The following is a 14,097-nucleotide window of genomic DNA, read 5'->3' as shown; positions in this document are numbered from 1 at the left end:
TAACACGGGTTCAAATCCCGTACGGGGTACCACTTAAAGAGTGGCAAGCGCAATAAACTTGCCACTCTTTTTTATAATTGGCGACCATGCACTTCTACATTATTCATGGATACCAAGCCAGCCCTGACAGTCACTGGTTCCCGTGGCTAGAGCGCCTGTTGACCGCCGATGGCCACACCGTTCACACCATCGCGCTGCCGGAACCGAACGCTCCGAAGCTCGATGAGTGGGTAGAGTCGATACGCAACGATATTGAGCGTCCAAACGCTAATACCTGCATCATCACGCATAGCCTGGGCGGCACCGCGTTGCTGCACTATCTCACTGCATTGGAGGGTGAGTGGGAGCTTCCTGGGCTCTTCATTGTCTCTGGGTTTGTGGAGAAGCTTCGTGTGATCCCAGAACTCGACGAGTTTATTGGCCAAGCACATGTCGACGTGCCTGCTATTACGCCCCACATTGCTCATACAGAGGTCTTCGTGTCCACGAACGATATCCTCGTGGATCCAGACTTAACGCAGCAGCTTGCCGACGCCCTCTCGGCCACCCCCATCACCGTCCACAATGCGGGGCATTTCCTCGAAAGCGACGGCTATACCGAGTTTCCACAGTTGGAGGAGCGCCTCACTCAGTGGTTGCGCGGTCTATAGGCCCTGAGTCATTGCCTTAAGTGCCTCCACGTGTTGCGCGTAAGCCTGTGTGCCTGTCTCAGTAAGCGTGACCCACACGGCATCCTTTGCGCGCGTGGAGCCGTACTCGCGCGTACGGCTGACATAGCCGTTGTCTTCAAGATGCTTCAACTGCTTCGACAGTGTATCGGCGGGAAGTTCCGTGAGGTCAGCAAGCAGGCTGTATTTCATCTGTCGGCCGTCTGTAGCGCCTGCGGAAAATAGCGTGGCGCAGATTTTCAGCCGATTAATCGGATGGATGATCGGATTCAGTTCGGCTGGGCGGTGCGTAGATTCCTTAGGCATTGACGCCCTTTACAGCGGCATTGCGGTTCTCATACAGCATCCACGCCGTTGCCGCAGAGACAAGTGCGCCGCAGATAACCATCCACGGCCATGAGTCCGGAGTTGGGGTGGTGGACATGATCATTGCACCGGGCAGCAGTACCCGTGACCAGGTCGCGCGGTTGTTGCTTGGCCCCATATTCGGATCGGGGCGCACGAACGGGTTCGCAATTTTGTCCTTGAGGAGATAGCCCAGAATAAAGGTCGGTATGAGAACCGCGAGACCGTACCACCAGGATGCCTTGGTCACCGCGAGGCCACATCCGATGCCGAGCGCGACAAGCGCAACCGCCCACGGGCTCTGGCTCCAGGCGGTGCGTTTCTGGGCTTCCTCAATGATTTTTAGATCATCGTTCATTGCTCATCTCCCTTACTTGCAACTAATGCAAGACTAACACTTGCAAGTGGTGCAAGTAAAGGGCTTTAGTCCGAAAGAGTCATAGGAAGGAAGGGGTCGCCTCCATTGCCTTAGGAGGGTAGTGGTCTTGTTGTGCCCCATACCGGTGAGGGAAGAGCCTAGGTTCTTGGAGTGTGAAATCAAGCACCAGGGGGCAAACCAGTGTCCAATTGGTCTAGGTGCTTCCGGTGTGCGTGCGCTGGGCTTACACTGCAGGTACAGGACATTCCCGGAAGAAAGGAGAGCGGATGGCGGAAGCTGATAATCATCACTATCGCCGACGCGACTCTAGCAGATGAAACGAGGCGGCATCGCCATAATCCACAACTTCTTAAAGCCAACATTCGAGCGAAGTAGGAGCCTTGCACCACATGCTGTTAGCGCACGTGTCCTCCCGAACCTCTAGCGATGACTAACGAGTGCTCCGGCCCCAGCTGCCAACGGCACGCCAGCGGAATAACCACTGATTCGATCCGCACCCGGGCCCTGAGAGTCAATGATTTCATCGCAGTCGAAAGCGGCAACGAGGTTCGGGATTTTCTTTGTGTAAAAGGCCATGCTAGCTGACGATTTGTGCATTCTTTCGCCGATCCTATAGTGTTTAGCAAGTCTGCAACGGACAGCTAAACGAGCCCCGTTCGTCTAGCGGCCTAGGACGCCGGCCTCTCACGCCGGTAACACGGGTTCAAATCCCGTACGGGGTACAAAAATAAAAGGCGGCGAGCATCATGCTCGCCGCCTTTTCGGTTTAGGCTAAAGACTAGACAATGAGGACCTCAGCGTTATTGCCGCCGGTGCAGCGAATGACCTCGTGCTCATCGGTTTGGCATGTCAGTGAATAGTTCTGTTGGGTAATGGGGCTGTTGACGGTGACCTGTCCGGGGATGAAGGACCGGAGGTCGTCTTTAGAGCCTGGCGCCAAGGTCATCAAGCGGCCTGCTGTGGAACGGGCGAAATCGCAACTGGTGTTCGCACCGGCCATGACGAAAGCGATGTTATAGCCATCGCCCATCTGGCACACAGTGGCGGGCGTGCCGTAAACGTTGACTGACGCGCCGTTGGCGTCGCCCTCGGGGAGTTGTTCAGAAAGGCTGTTATACGTGGCTGTTTGTGCCGTTTGAGAGGTTTGGCGTTGGCCTGCGGCTGGTTGGGCGGCTTGGGCTCCTTGTGCACTCTGGACCTGTGTGTCAGATTGTTGAGCCTGGTCCGCAGGCTGATCGCTAGCGTTGTCCGGCAAGGTTGGTTCAGGGCCGTCGGGGGCTGCCTCGTCGGCAGTGTTCGGAACGTGAAGCTCAGCGTCATCGTTAAGCGGCTGAAATGCCGGGTAAGTGTTTTCAAACGTTGGCTCACCCGATGCCGTTTCCGTCCTCGACGGCGCTGCCATCTCGGATGACGTGGAGCATCCGACTGTTAGAACACCGGCGGTGATTATGGCTGCAAAAGCTGCGATGGGACGGTGGGCGCGCGTGGAAGTCATAAAGCCCACCCTAACGAGATGTGTGGCGATGCGCTGGGGAAAACGGGGAAAGCTGCCCAATCACAGTGACGTGCACTCAGATTGGGCAGCTCAATAAACAGAATCGGGGTAGCTCTTAGTGGCAATCCCAGTGGCCGTCATGTGCTGCGTGGCGGTGACCATCATGCAGGTAGTCCACGTGGTCGCCATGGGGAATAGCGACGTGCCCGCAGCCCTCGCCGTGCTCGTGTTCGTGGGCCTCGTGAACGGTGTGCTCGGATGCTTCGCACTCGTCCCAGTGGCCTTCATGCTCGCGATGAATGTGGCCGTCGTGTACGTAGTCGGTGTGATCGCCGTGCGGGAAGGCGACGTGGCCGCAGCCTTCGCCGTGGACGTGGGTGTGCTCGTCGTGGATGGTGTGGGTCATGGCTCCTCCTGGAGGTCGGGGATTTTCACTACATTTTCAGTAGCTATCAATGTTAGTAAAGCGTGTTTTCAATCCACTTTCAATAGTGGGGGTGGGTGGGGGTATCGCCGGAGCTGAACGCGGGGCGTGAAGGGAGAATTGGCGTAGCCCAGGCTAGAGTGAGGTGATGATGAAAAGGTCTCCGCAACTTCGCTTTTCCCGTGTCTTACCAGGCTTTGCATTCATGGCTGGCGCATGCTCGCTGGCCTTTGCTCTCGCCGCCCCCGCGACCGCTGCTGAGGGGGTGCCGGTTCGGCAAGGACAAAAGATCGCGGCTTCTGATGGCGCGTTGTGCACTGTCGGTTACGTCGAGGCTAATCGGGCGTGGACCTCGGCGCACTGTGGCTTAAATGGCGAACAAGTGTATAACGAAGCAGGCCAGCACCTAGGAACGTTGCGTTGGTTCACGCCCTCGGGGGCTGCGGGGCATGACTTGGCCTATATTCAATTCGCCGGCGGAACCTATTCGGCAGGCAACCCGCTCACCGGGGATGGCATGGCACCGGTGCCTGGTGAAGGCTCAACGGTGTGCTTCTACGGACAGGCCGCGTCGCGTCAGTGTGGCACCGCGGTGAAGGGGCCGGGTGTCTTTCCGGGCATGAACTATGCGGCCGATGTGTCGCTGGCGCCTGGGGACAGCGGTGGAGCAGTGTCCGTCCCAGGGCAGCCGGGCGTTGTGGGCATTTACCAGGGGATCACCCAGGCTAATCGGGGTGGCCGGACAGTTACTTTCTCAAATTATGCGCGCATGCCACATGCGGATGAGCTAGCGCGCCTGCAACACCAGGGTTGGGTGCCGCGCCGTCCCAACCGGGAGCCAGGAAACCCAGTCCGGGTGGCCCAAGAAAAAGGTGAGGCATTGTCCTCGACGAGTAGCGCGGGACCGGAAGGGCTGCGCGGCCTTGCGATGTATTTCGGTCTCGGTATTTAGGAACGCCGCCTCGAAGCTTTAGACCCCGCTGCACTGCACTGCGCTGCGCTAAGTGCCCAGTTCTTAACGGTTGCCGTCGTGTGGCGTGCCATTGGAGAGTGCGGCACTTAAGCGGTTGGATGCGCTAACCAGGACATCTGCGAACTTTTCCGCCGGGGAAGGGCGGAAGCGTTCGGCGGAACCGGAGACGGAAAGGACGGCGATGAAGTTCCCTGCGCCGTCGAAGACGGGGGCGGAAACGGAAGCGAGGTCTGACTCGCGCTCTTCGATGGATTCGGAGTAGCCGTTGGTGCGCGCGAGCTCGACATCGTGCTCACTAAAGATGGCATCGGGAACATGGACATCAGCAAAGGCGGCGAAGACGCGGGCGGCGGAACCGGAGGTGAGTGGAAGCTGGCGGCCTACGGGCACCACGTTGTGGAGTCCGATCTCCGGCTCGCGCGTGGCGATACACGTGCGCGTGGTGCCGGAGAGTTCGTAAAGCTGGACGGACTCACCGGTGGCGTCGAGAAGCTCCTCCATAATGGGGCCTGCGGTTTCGATTATGCGATCACGGTTGCCGGGTAGGGCCGGCCCAGCGCCCCACTTTCCATCGGGGGTGCGGGTGAGGATTCGGTGCGCCTCGAGCGCTGTGGCGAGACGGTGTGCCGTTGCCCGAGGCAGTCCGGTGGTCTCGCAAAGCTCGTTGAGCGTAGAAGGTTGATTGGTCGCGGCCATCATGATGGCTACTGCGCGATCCAATACCTTAATTCCTGATACTGCGCTATACTCTCCCATATAATGAAATCTACGTCCCATTAATTGAGATTTCAAGTGGAGAGGCACATGACTGAGAAACTGACACTCGCAGAGAAGGTATGGCGCGACCATGTCGTGCGTAAAGGTGAGAACGGTGAGCCCGATCTCCTTTATATTGACTTCCAGCTCTTGCATGAAGTTACCAGCCCGCAGGCTTTCGATGGTCTTCGCCTGGCCGGTCGTAGGATGCGCCACCCAGAGCTGCACCTGGCCACTGAGGACCACAACGTTCCGACCGTGGGTATTAAGTCCGGCAACCTTTTAGAAATCAAGGATGAGGTCTCCCGCTCGCAGGTGTCCACGCTGCGCAAGAACTGTGAAGAGTTCGGCGTGCGCCTGCATTCGATGGGTGATGCGCAACAGGGCATCGTTCACACAGTGGGTCCTCAGCTGGGCATTACCCAGCCCGGCATGACCATCGTGTGCGGTGACTCGCACACGTCGACGCACGGCGCCTTCGGTTCTATTGCCATGGGCATCGGTACCTCTGAGGTGGAGCACGTCATGGCCACCCAGACACTTTCACTTAAGCCCTTTAAAACAATGGCCATCGAGGTCAGCGGTGAGCTGGCGGAGGACGTTTCCGCCAAGGATTTGATTTTGGCGATCATTGCCAAGATTGGCACCGGCGGCGGCCAAGGCCACATCATCGAGTACCGCGGTGAGGCCATTCGCAAGATGTCGATGGAAGCCCGCATGACCATCTGCAATATGTCCATCGAGGCCGGTGCCCGCGCCGGCATGGTGGCTCCGGACGAGACGACCTTTGAGTACGTCAAGGGCCGTGAGTTCGCACCCCAAGGAGAAGATTGGGACGCGGCCGTCGAGTACTGGAAGACGCTGCCGACTGACGACGGCGCCGAATTCGACACCGTCGTGGAGATCGACGGCTCCGCGTTGACGCCTTTCGTGACTTGGGGTACTAACCCGGGACAGGGCTTGCCATTGAGCGCTGCGGTGCCCGACCCAGAGGAGTGCGGCGACGACGGCGAAAAAGCCGCCGTCGAGAAGGCCTTGGCCTACATGGACCTGAAACCCGGCACGCCGCTGCGCGATATCCAGATCGACACGGTCTTCCTTGGATCGTGCACGAACGCGCGCATCGAGGATCTGCGCGCGGCCGCCGAAGTGGTCAAGGGGCGCAGCATCGCGGCTGATACCCGCATGATGGTGGTTCCGTCTTCGGCCGTGGTCAAGGCCCAGGCTGAGGAGGAAGGGCTGGACAAGATCTTCACCGACTTCGGCGCCGAGTGGCGCACCGCTGGCTGCTCGATGTGCTTGGGCATGAACCCGGACCAGCTGAAGCCGGGGGAGAGGTCGGCGTCGACAAGCAACCGCAACTTTGAGGGCCGTCAGGGCCCTGGTGGCCGCACCCACCTGGTGTCCCCGGCCGTCGCCGCGGCAACTGCCGTTCTGGGCCACCTGGCCGCACCAGCAGACATCGACGATTCCGCCGTCGCCGGCGTTTAAGGAAAGGAAAAAGACAATGGAGAAGTTTATTACTCACACGGGCGTCGGCGTTCCGCTGCGTGTCTCCAATGTGGACACCGACCAGATTATTCCCGCGCGTTACCTGAAATCCGTGAAGCGCACCGGCTTTGCCGACGGCCTGTTCTCCAATTGGCGCAGCGATAAGAACTTCGTGCTCAACCAAGAACCGTTTAAAGAGGGCTCCGTGCTCTTCGCAGGCCCGGACTTTGGTACCGGTTCTTCTCGTGAGCATGCTGTGTGGGCGCTTGCGGAATTCGGCTTCAAGGCGGTGTTCTCCTCGCGCTTCGCAGATATCTTCCGCGGCAACTCCGGTAAAGCAGGCTTGCTGACGGGACTCATGGAACAAGAAGACATTGAGCTTATCTGGAAGCAGCTGGAGGCCGGGGAGACCGAAACCACCGTCGACTTGGAGGCGCGCACGGTTACCGTGGGCGGCAATAGCTATACCTTCGATATCGATGACTACACCCGTTGGCGCCTTATGGAGGGGCTCGACGACATCGGCCTGACCTTGCGTAACGAGGACGATATCGATGCCTTTGAATCCAAGCGCCCGGGATTCAAACCGCGCGTCGTTGCGTCTTAGCGGAGGCGGCACCGGTGGGGTAGTATTCCCCGCCTCCTGTGGCGCAGTGCACATAGCGTCGTTAACATCCTCAGCATGACTAATCCTTTTGACGGCTTTAGCGGAGAGAACGGCAATCAATTCGGCGGCACCACCGGGTACGGTGGCTACGACTATCACCAGCCCGGTGGCTACGACTATCAACAATCCGGGAGTTACGGCTACCAGCAACCCAACGGCTACGGCTACCAGCAGACGGGAAGCTACGGGTACCAGCAGACGGGAAGCTACGGGTACCACCAGCCCGGCGCCGCGCCTGGCAACCCACCCGGCGGGGCAGGAGCGCCGCCCATTGACGCCATGGATATTCTGGGCCAGTCATTCAAGGGTTACTTAAAGCAACCGGTGCCAGGGATGCTAGCCATGCTGGTGCATCTCATTATCACGTTTGCTCTTCTTCTTGTGCCGGGAACCGTTGTAGGCGGTGTATTCGCAGTAATGGAAGGAAATGGCACGGACATCGAGCCTTTAGCGACTACCGTGGGGATCCCTCTCATGGTTGTCATGGGGCTAGCCGCCTTCGCTTATCTTTTCTGGCTGATGGCGAACCTCTTTAATGGCTCCCGGAAGATCGCTGATGGGGAGAAGGTCACCTTCCGTGACTACTTTAGGTTTGCCCAGCTGAATGGTTGCGCCGGCGTCTATGCTTGCTTCTTTATTTTGGCAATGCTCGGAACAATTGCGGGCGGCTTCCCCGGACTGATTCTCTTTGCGCTTCTGTGGCCAGCGCCTGTAATCAAGGCTGATGCCCCGGATAAGCCTCTCATGGAGTGCTTCCGGGAGGCTTTGAACTTGGTCATTGAGAACCTGGGTCAATCCCTGCTCTTTATTCTGGTCTGTTCCCTCATCACGAGCTTTGTCATATTTATCCCCATTGTCGGCTTCCTTGCCGCCTACCCGATCTGGGCTTTGGGGATGGTCCTGTTTACCCGCGCTATGCAGCGCCGCCCTGCTGTGCGGTGGGAATAGAGCAGCAGGGCGGCGAAAGGTACCTAGTGAAGTGGCGATGTAGTGCTTATCGCACGGGCAGCGGGCTAGCGAGGTAGTCTGCGCCGGTAAGTTCACCGTCGTTGAAGGAGAGCACCCACACCGAAGCCTTCTTGAACTTGAGCTCGTCGATGGGAGTCGTGATGAACTTCGGCGCGAAGGATTCGATAATCCCCGGAATGGTTAGTCCCTGGCTCACGATGACGGGGACACCGCCGCCGTCAACAACGCGCTGGAAGGCCGCGCGGGCGTCTTCAGGGGATTCAGCAAACACATCGTCACCGAATGCTTTGTTCACAGCGATGTCCATGCCGAGCTCATCCGCCAACGGTGCGGCGGTGTGCTGGCAGCGCTGCGGCGGGGCGCTGTAAATCGCGGTCGGGTGAAAAGGCGTGAGCATCGGCACGAGCATCTCTGCTTGGCGGCGGCCTTTCTTATCCAGCGGGCGCAGGTCATCATCGCCCTCCCAGGAGCGGCGCTGGTGAGCACGTGCATGGCGTACATACAGCACACGCGTCGTCGGAGCCAGGCGGAGGCGCTTCTTGGCCTTCGCCAGCACCTGCGTATCAACGTCATAGGAGAGCAGCGTGCAGGCCTCGTCGATTGTCATCCAACGCAGCTCATCGGTCTCCGAATTCGTGGTGTATTCGCCGTCGAGTACACGTGCCAGCCAGTAGTAGACAACCTTCGTGCGTCCTTGAACGGGATAAGCCACCTTGCCAATGAGCTTGCCCAGGCGCACGGTGTAGCCGGTTTCCTCGAAGATCTCGCGCGCGGCGGTGACGGGAAGGGATTCGCCCGGATCGACCTTGCCCTTAGGCAGCGACCAATCGTCGTAGTGCGGGCGGTGGATGATAGCAACCTCCGGATCGTGCGGATCCCCACGCCAGAGAACCGCACCAGCGGCAAGCGTCGTCCGCTTGAACTCATCCGCCGGATCGACAGGGATCTCCTGGTGGCGACCAGAGATGAAGACCTCCGATCGGATATCTTTATCCGTCTCATGCATGTTCTTTGCCTTGGGCATGCTGCTCCTTTGTGCCTGTAGCTTGTGACCTTCTCCATCTTCCTCCACTCTCCGCCACGATGCAGCTTTACGCGCCGAACGTATTTCAATGCCGGGCGTGCTTTAATGGGAAAAGTCGATGCAGTGGAATTGATTGTGAGGTGGCACATGGCAAACGTGGCAGTAATGGGCGCGGGTTCGTGGGGAACCACGCTGGCGAAAGTCTTTGCTGACGCCGGCAATGACGTCCGCTTGTGGGCGCGCCGCGAGGAACTGGCAAACACCATCAACACGCGCCACGAAAACCCGGACTATCTCCCGGAGCTCTCACTGCCTGAGTCGATCCGGGCAACCACCGAACCCGCCGCTGCTTTGGAAGCCGCAGACATCGTCATCTTCGGCGTTCCTTCTCAGACCCTTCGCGGAAACCTGGAGAAATGGGCGCCGCTCTTGCCGGAGGACGCTACATTGGTCTCAATCTCGAAGGGCGTGGAGAAAGCTACGCTTAACTTGATGAGCGAGGTCATCGCGGATGCCGCCGGCGTATCCACTGACCGCATTGCCGTGCTCTCCGGGCCCAACTTGGCCAAGGAGGTGGCCCAGGAACAGCCGGCCGCTACGGTTATTGCCTGCAGCGATGCTGCCCGCGCGGAGGCCGTCCAGCATGCAGCTGCCGCTCCATATTTCCGCCCCTATACCAACACCGATGTTATCGGCGCAGAAATTGGTGGCGCCTGCAAGAACGTTATTGCTCTTGCGTGTGGTATGGCCGCTGGCAAGGGGTTGGGCAATAACACGATGGCGACCATTATCACGCGCGGGCTTGCTGAGATTACCCGCCTTGGTGTGAAACTGGGCGCGGATCCATTTACCTTCTCTGGTCTAGCTGGAATGGGTGACCTTGTGGCGACGTGCAGCTCGACGCTCTCGCGCAACCGTACCTTTGGCTACCGCCTTGGCCAGGGCGGGACTCTGGAGGAAGCTACCGCGGCTACCAACGGGCAGGTCGCGGAAGGCGTTATCTCTTCCGATTCCATTTTTAGGTTGGCGCAGCGCGCGGGCGTGGAGATGCCCATTACCCAGGCGGTCTATGGAGTGTGTCACCGTGGCGTGACTGTCGACGACATGATCGTCGCTCTGATGGGTCGTACCAAGAAAGCTGAGTAAAGCCGAGTAAAGTTGCTCGGTATGACTGAAGCGAAACCTGTGCGCGTAGCCGTTGTGTACGGCGGCCGCAGCTCCGAGCACTCGGTGTCATGCATTTCCGCCGGCGCGATCATGGAGCACCTAGATCCAGAAAAGTATGAGGTCGTGCCGATCGGTATCACGCGGGAAGGCACCTGGACCCAGGGCAACCGCGCGGGCCTTGCCATCGTCGATGGGCGCCTGCCTGAGGTGGAACTCCACGATGAGTTGGCGCTATCCCTCAACCCCGCAACACGCGGGCGCATCCACAATGTCACCCGCCACGAGCACTACACAGAGGTGGATGTCATCGTTCCAGTTCTCCATGGACCCTATGGGGAAGATGGCACGGTGCAGGGCCTTTTTGAGCTTTCCGGAATCCCCTACGTCGGCGCGGGCGTACTGGCCTCTGCGGTGGGTATGGACAAGGAGTTCACCAAGAAGCTCCTGGTGGCCGAAGGTCTTCCCGTCGCACCCCAAGAAGTGCTTAGCGGTGGAGATACGCTGAATGATGCTCAGAAAGAGCGCCTTGGTTTGCCTGTCTTCGTGAAGCCGGCGCGGGGCGGTTCCTCCATCGGTGTCTCCAAGGTTTCCGCGTGGGAAGATTTTGACGCGGCGCTGGCCCTGGCTTATGAGTCCGATGACAAGGTCCTAGTCGAGCCAGAGATCCGCGGAGACGAGGTTGAGGTGGGCGTCCTCGAGCACCCGGACGGAAGCCTGCAAGCCTCTGTTCCGGCCAAGCTTTTGGGGACCACCGAGTCGGAGGAAGGCTTTTATGACTTCGACGCCAAGTACATCGATGAGGGAGTGTCGGCGGCGATTCCTGCGCCGCTGAGCGCGGAGCTCATCGACGAGCTGCGTCAGCGCGCCATCGAGGCCTTCCGGGCGCTGGGCGCAACGGGGCTGTCGCGCGTGGATTTCTTCGTTAGCGAAGACTCTTATTGCATCAACGAGATCAATACCTTCCCTGGATTCACGCCGATTTCGATGTACCCGCAGGTCTTCGCCGCCGTGGGAGTGGGTTACGCCGAGCTGCTCGATACTCTCATCCAGACCGCTCTCGCGCGTTCCTAGTCCCTGAGCAGTGCGCGAAAGGAAGGTGGTGAAGAAAGAGGCCGCGACACCTACTGAGCGGGGGTGGCTTCAACGAGGGCGTCGCTAAGCCGCACCAGTGCCGAGTTCGCCGCTTCTTGCGGGGCAGACAGCGCGAGGTCCTCCGCGCGGCCGAGCGCGAACCACGTGCCGGCCGTGGTGCCTTCCGCCAGCGTGGTGTCCTCGAACCAAGGGACGTCGTTAACCTGCTGGAGCTGAACGCCCGCGCGGTAGTTCTCCGGAGCGGCGACACCGCAGCGCACGACTATTTCCTCATGGCCCGGCGCGCTGTAGACCCAGGTGTTCTTAGCGCCAGCATCCGTGCGGCGCGTATAGCCCTCCGCGAGTGAGTCTGGCAGAGCCTTGTCCAGCGCGGGGCACATGGAATCCGGACCTGCCTTGAGTTTGGATAGCGGTGCCGGATTGGGGTCTTGAGGCTTTTTATCTAGTTTGTTGAGGGCTTCTGTTAGCCCTTGCGGGGCGTCGGAATGTGCGTCGCCTGTAGACGTAGTCACGGCGACCGCAGGAGTGCGCTGGGTGCTGTACCACGTCGTGAGGTTCGAGCCGGGGGTGGCGTCAATGACCTGCAACCAGGATTCGCCGTCGGCCTCGATGGTCTGGGAATAATCCGTAAACTGCTGCGGCAGGTCAACGCCACAGCGCAGGGTTACTTTGTCCTCCGAGCTCTTCGTCCAGGCTGCGGCACCCGCCGGGGCTGGGTCGACGAGTTCGACCCGTGAGTATCCCATGAGCTTTTCCGGCAGAGAGTCGACGACAGCGGCGCATTCGGGGGAGTCCGCTGCTTCAGACGGAGTGGGAGGCAGCGCGACCGGCTGTTGCGCGGCGCTGGTGATGACGTACTTTGCCCCAAAAATCACCGCGAAGACCATCGCGATGGCAATCCCGAGTGAGATGTATATAGCGGTGCGGTTAAATTGGGTATCCATAGGGGCTTATCCTATCGCTGATAGCCCAAGAAGAACGAACGTTGAAGGCGTGCCAGAATGGTGCGCCATCTGCGCAAGGAAAAGGAGTCCGTGACGGTGGGTTTATCCCATACCCTCGACCAAGCCGGCGAACGGCACGTTATCCATGAAATCGTCACCGCAGCGCCGAGTGCACTCAACGGCGATGATGCCGCGGTGCTTTATCCGGCGGCGCCTAATTCGCGCACTGTGGCCTCGACGGACATGATGGTGGAGGGCCGGCATTTTCGGCGGGACTGGTCCACCGCCGCGGAAGTCGGTCACAAGGCCATCGTGCGCAACTTTGCCGATATTGAGGCAATGGGGGCTCGGCCCACTGCAGCGCTTCTGGCGATCGCCGCCCCGGGCGATACCCCGGTGGATTTCGTGCGTGGGATAGCGCAAGGCATTGCTGAGCGCTGCGCGGTGTACAACGCTGAGCTGGTCGGCGGTGATTTGACCCGCAGCGACAGCCTGGTCATCAACGTCACAGCGATGGGCTCTTTGGGCGGAAGCGGCGCACCGTTGACTCTGGATGGTGCGCGTGCGGGCCAGAAGCTAGTGGCGCACGGCAAGATTGGGTATTCCGGGGCGGGCTTGGCCCTCTTGCAACGTTATGGCCGCGCGCTGCCCCCGGAGCTGGACGAGCTCTGGCCGTTGATCGACGCCCACTGCGCGCCCACCCTCGCACCCGGGCGCGGCGTCATCGCTCGGGCAACCGGCTCGACCGCGATGACGGATAACTCGGATGGTCTCGTGCGCGATGTGGGGCACTTGGCTGAGCGCTCCGGGGTGCGCATCGATTTTGACCGCGGCGCCATTGCTCCCGATCCGCTTGTGGCCGCCGCCGGTGCGGTGCTCGGCATCGACCCTTGGGAGTGGGTCTTGGCGGGTGGGGAGGACCACACGCTGTTGGCTACGACGTTTAAGGCTGCCCCCTCCGGGTTCCGGGAAATTGGCCGAGTGATGCGCGGCACCGGCGTGACCATTGACGGAGAGGAACCTCGCTATAGCGAGGGCTGGGAGGGATTTGCGTGAGCCACATCGATACTTCTCACATCCACTATTCGTGGATGCCGCACATCAGGCAGGCCTTGGAGGACAACCTCCCACGCATCGAGCGTGAGATTGGGGCAGCGTTCTTGCCGCCGGCCGAGGACGTCTTTGCCGCCCTGTCGATGCCCCTCGAGGACGTGCGGGTGCTCATCGTGGGCCAGGATCCCTATCCCACACCGGGGCATGCCATGGGCTTGTCCTTTTCCACGCGGCCGGGTGTTCCGGCCCCGCGTTCGCTGAAGAATATCTACGCCGAGCTTGGCGCCGACCTCGGCATCCCCGGCCGCGCCGATGGTGACCTGCGGGCCTGGTTTGACCAGGGCGTGCTACTGCTCAACCGGGTACTCACCGTGGCCCCGGGCCAGGCGGGCTCGCACCGCCGGCTCGGGTGGGAGGCGATTACCGAGGCAGCCATTAGGGCGCTGGCAGGGCGCGATATCGTGGCCATCCTGTGGGGCCGCGACGCCCAGTCCTGCCAGGCCTTCCTACCGGGCACGGACTGCATTATTTCCCCGCATCCCTCGCCGCTGTCAGCGCGGCGTGGCTTCTTCGGCTCGCGCCCTTTCTCCCGCGCAAACGCGGCCTTAGAGGCCCGTGGCGTCCCCGCGGTGGACTGGCGCTTGTAAACT

17 protein-coding genes and 1 tRNA gene are annotated in these 14,097 nt (G+C 60.2%); 10 read left to right on the top strand and 8 right to left on the bottom strand.

Annotated elements, in window-relative coordinates:
* Window positions 1–86 precede the first annotated feature (86 nt).
* Window positions 87–650, top strand: coding sequence for an RBBP9/YdeN family alpha/beta hydrolase (locus tag HMPREF2604_RS10910; RefSeq protein WP_070565365.1), 564 nt, complete (start codon window positions 87–89; stop codon window positions 648–650).
* Here HMPREF2604_RS10910 and HMPREF2604_RS10905 read toward each other — a convergent pair.
* From HMPREF2604_RS10905 to HMPREF2604_RS14135, 3 genes are all read right to left on the bottom strand, one after another.
* The gene (locus HMPREF2604_RS10905; protein ID WP_070565363.1) at window positions 645–974 is read right to left on the bottom strand and encodes a transcriptional regulator; all 330 of its coding nucleotides are present in this window, start codon (window positions 972–974) and stop codon (window positions 645–647) included. The genes HMPREF2604_RS10910 and HMPREF2604_RS10905 overlap by 6 nt on opposite strands.
* Window positions 967–1,371, bottom strand: coding sequence for a hypothetical protein (locus HMPREF2604_RS10900; RefSeq protein WP_070565361.1), 405 nt, complete (start codon window positions 1,369–1,371; stop codon window positions 967–969). The genes HMPREF2604_RS10905 and HMPREF2604_RS10900 overlap by 8 nt, the downstream gene beginning before the upstream one ends.
* 441 nt (window positions 1,372–1,812) lie before the next feature.
* Window positions 1,813–1,968 carry a hypothetical protein gene (locus HMPREF2604_RS14135; protein WP_154761985.1) on the bottom strand — a complete coding sequence of 52 codons (156 nt, stop codon included), beginning with the start codon at window positions 1,966–1,968 and terminating at the stop codon, window positions 1,813–1,815.
* Between the two features lie 73 nt (window positions 1,969–2,041).
* On the opposite strand from HMPREF2604_RS14135, the gene HMPREF2604_RS10895 reads away from it, so the two are divergent.
* A tRNA-Glu gene (locus HMPREF2604_RS10895) sits at window positions 2,042–2,114 on the top strand.
* A 56-nt stretch (window positions 2,115–2,170) separates the two neighbouring features.
* Here the strand turns inward: HMPREF2604_RS10895 and HMPREF2604_RS10890 are convergent.
* Both HMPREF2604_RS10890 and HMPREF2604_RS10885 read right to left on the bottom strand, forming a co-directional pair.
* Window positions 2,171–2,887 (bottom strand): hypothetical protein, encoded by a 717-nt coding sequence (locus HMPREF2604_RS10890; protein WP_246818423.1) that lies wholly within the window; start codon window positions 2,885–2,887, stop codon window positions 2,171–2,173.
* 115 nt (window positions 2,888–3,002) lie between these two features.
* Window positions 3,003–3,293 (bottom strand): hypothetical protein, encoded by a 291-nt coding sequence (locus HMPREF2604_RS10885; RefSeq protein WP_070524389.1) that lies wholly within the window; start codon window positions 3,291–3,293, stop codon window positions 3,003–3,005.
* Between the two features lie 223 nt (window positions 3,294–3,516).
* On the opposite strand from HMPREF2604_RS10885, the gene HMPREF2604_RS10880 reads away from it, so the two are divergent.
* Window positions 3,517–4,263: a S1 family peptidase gene (locus tag HMPREF2604_RS10880; RefSeq protein ID WP_227485768.1), complete on the top strand. Its 747-nt coding sequence runs from the start codon at window positions 3,517–3,519 to the stop codon at window positions 4,261–4,263.
* 63 nt (window positions 4,264–4,326) lie between these two features.
* Here HMPREF2604_RS10880 and HMPREF2604_RS10875 read toward each other — a convergent pair whose 3' ends face one another.
* Window positions 4,327–5,040, bottom strand: coding sequence for an IclR family transcriptional regulator (locus HMPREF2604_RS10875; RefSeq protein WP_070533008.1), 714 nt, complete (start codon window positions 5,038–5,040; stop codon window positions 4,327–4,329).
* A gap of 48 nt (window positions 5,041–5,088) precedes the next feature.
* Here HMPREF2604_RS10875 and leuC point away from each other — a divergent pair, with 48 nt between their 5' ends.
* From leuC to HMPREF2604_RS10860, 3 genes are all read left to right on the top strand, one after another.
* The gene (gene leuC, locus HMPREF2604_RS10870) at window positions 5,089–6,531 is read left to right on the top strand and encodes a 3-isopropylmalate dehydratase large subunit (protein ID WP_070565357.1); all 1,443 of its coding nucleotides are present in this window, start codon (window positions 5,089–5,091) and stop codon (window positions 6,529–6,531) included.
* Window positions 6,532–6,547: 16 nt separating this feature from the next.
* Complete coding sequence (leuD, locus tag HMPREF2604_RS10865) at window positions 6,548–7,138, top strand: 3-isopropylmalate dehydratase small subunit (RefSeq protein WP_070565355.1); 591 nt, start codon at window positions 6,548–6,550, stop codon at window positions 7,136–7,138.
* Window positions 7,139–7,213: 75 nt separating this feature from the next.
* Window positions 7,214–8,146 (top strand): EI24 domain-containing protein, encoded by a 933-nt coding sequence (locus HMPREF2604_RS10860; protein ID WP_070524379.1) that lies wholly within the window; start codon window positions 7,214–7,216, stop codon window positions 8,144–8,146.
* A 46-nt stretch (window positions 8,147–8,192) separates the two neighbouring features.
* Here HMPREF2604_RS10860 and HMPREF2604_RS10855 read toward each other — a convergent pair whose 3' ends face one another.
* Window positions 8,193–9,191, bottom strand: a complete 999-nt coding sequence (locus HMPREF2604_RS10855; protein ID WP_070524377.1) for an NUDIX hydrolase — start codon at window positions 9,189–9,191, stop codon at window positions 8,193–8,195.
* Between the two features lie 147 nt (window positions 9,192–9,338).
* Between HMPREF2604_RS10855 and HMPREF2604_RS10850 the strand changes: the two genes are divergently transcribed.
* Window positions 9,339–10,337 carry an NAD(P)H-dependent glycerol-3-phosphate dehydrogenase gene (locus tag HMPREF2604_RS10850; RefSeq protein WP_070524374.1) on the top strand — a complete coding sequence of 333 codons (999 nt, stop codon included), beginning with the start codon at window positions 9,339–9,341 and terminating at the stop codon, window positions 10,335–10,337.
* Between the two features lie 21 nt (window positions 10,338–10,358).
* Window positions 10,359–11,429 carry a D-alanine--D-alanine ligase family protein gene (locus tag HMPREF2604_RS10845; RefSeq protein ID WP_070524372.1) on the top strand — a complete coding sequence of 357 codons (1,071 nt, stop codon included), beginning with the start codon at window positions 10,359–10,361 and terminating at the stop codon, window positions 11,427–11,429.
* A 50-nt stretch (window positions 11,430–11,479) separates the two neighbouring features.
* On the opposite strand, the gene HMPREF2604_RS10840 is transcribed toward HMPREF2604_RS10845, so the two are convergent.
* Window positions 11,480–12,394: a DUF3515 domain-containing protein gene (locus HMPREF2604_RS10840; RefSeq protein ID WP_070524370.1), complete on the bottom strand. Its 915-nt coding sequence runs from the start codon at window positions 12,392–12,394 to the stop codon at window positions 11,480–11,482.
* Window positions 12,395–12,451: 57 nt separating this feature from the next.
* Here HMPREF2604_RS10840 and HMPREF2604_RS10835 point away from each other — a divergent pair, with 57 nt between their 5' ends.
* Complete coding sequence (locus HMPREF2604_RS10835; protein ID WP_070524368.1) at window positions 12,452–13,450, top strand: thiamine-phosphate kinase; 999 nt, start codon at window positions 12,452–12,454, stop codon at window positions 13,448–13,450.
* 35 nt (window positions 13,451–13,485) lie between these two features.
* Entirely contained in the window at window positions 13,486–14,094 is a 609-nt protein-coding gene (locus HMPREF2604_RS10830; RefSeq protein ID WP_209167807.1) for a uracil-DNA glycosylase, read from the top strand.
* The last annotated feature ends 3 nt before the right edge of the window (window positions 14,095–14,097 follow it).

The sequence above is a fragment of the Corynebacterium sp. HMSC055A01 genome, assembly GCF_001809405.1.
Classification (GTDB): domain Bacteria; phylum Actinomycetota; class Actinomycetes; order Mycobacteriales; family Mycobacteriaceae; genus Corynebacterium; species Corynebacterium hesseae.
The sequence above is the reverse complement of the archived record's forward strand: the minus strand, read 5'-3'. Positions and strand labels throughout refer to the sequence as shown.

Coding starts and splice junctions, on each gene's coding strand:
- leuC (WP_070565357.1), top strand. CDS start 5,089: ATGACTGAGAAACTGACACTCGCAGAGAAGGTATGGCGCGACCATGTC.
- HMPREF2604_RS10850 (WP_070524374.1), top strand. CDS start 9,339: ATGGCAAACGTGGCAGTAATGGGCGCGGGTTCGTGGGGAACCACGCTG.
- HMPREF2604_RS10840 (WP_070524370.1), bottom strand. CDS start 12,394: ATGGATACCCAATTTAACCGCACCGCTATATACATCTCACTCGGGATT.
- HMPREF2604_RS10910 (WP_070565365.1), top strand. CDS start 87: ATGCACTTCTACATTATTCATGGATACCAAGCCAGCCCTGACAGTCAC.
- HMPREF2604_RS10845 (WP_070524372.1), top strand. CDS start 10,359: ATGACTGAAGCGAAACCTGTGCGCGTAGCCGTTGTGTACGGCGGCCGC.
- HMPREF2604_RS10875 (WP_070533008.1), bottom strand. CDS start 5,040: ATGGGAGAGTATAGCGCAGTATCAGGAATTAAGGTATTGGATCGCGCA.
- HMPREF2604_RS10900 (WP_070565361.1), bottom strand. CDS start 1,371: ATGAACGATGATCTAAAAATCATTGAGGAAGCCCAGAAACGCACCGCC.
- HMPREF2604_RS10835 (WP_070524368.1), top strand. CDS start 12,452: ATGGTGCGCCATCTGCGCAAGGAAAAGGAGTCCGTGACGGTGGGTTTA.
- leuD (WP_070565355.1), top strand. CDS start 6,548: ATGGAGAAGTTTATTACTCACACGGGCGTCGGCGTTCCGCTGCGTGTC.
- HMPREF2604_RS10830 (WP_209167807.1), top strand. CDS start 13,486: ATGCCGCACATCAGGCAGGCCTTGGAGGACAACCTCCCACGCATCGAG.
- HMPREF2604_RS10905 (WP_070565363.1), bottom strand. CDS start 974: ATGCCTAAGGAATCTACGCACCGCCCAGCCGAACTGAATCCGATCATC.
- HMPREF2604_RS10860 (WP_070524379.1), top strand. CDS start 7,214: ATGACTAATCCTTTTGACGGCTTTAGCGGAGAGAACGGCAATCAATTC.
- HMPREF2604_RS14135 (WP_154761985.1), bottom strand. CDS start 1,968: ATGGCCTTTTACACAAAGAAAATCCCGAACCTCGTTGCCGCTTTCGAC.
- HMPREF2604_RS10855 (WP_070524377.1), bottom strand. CDS start 9,191: ATGCCCAAGGCAAAGAACATGCATGAGACGGATAAAGATATCCGATCG.
- HMPREF2604_RS10880 (WP_227485768.1), top strand. CDS start 3,517: ATGGCTGGCGCATGCTCGCTGGCCTTTGCTCTCGCCGCCCCCGCGACC.
- HMPREF2604_RS10890 (WP_246818423.1), bottom strand. CDS start 2,887: ATGACTTCCACGCGCGCCCACCGTCCCATCGCAGCTTTTGCAGCCATA.
- HMPREF2604_RS10885 (WP_070524389.1), bottom strand. CDS start 3,293: ATGACCCACACCATCCACGACGAGCACACCCACGTCCACGGCGAAGGC.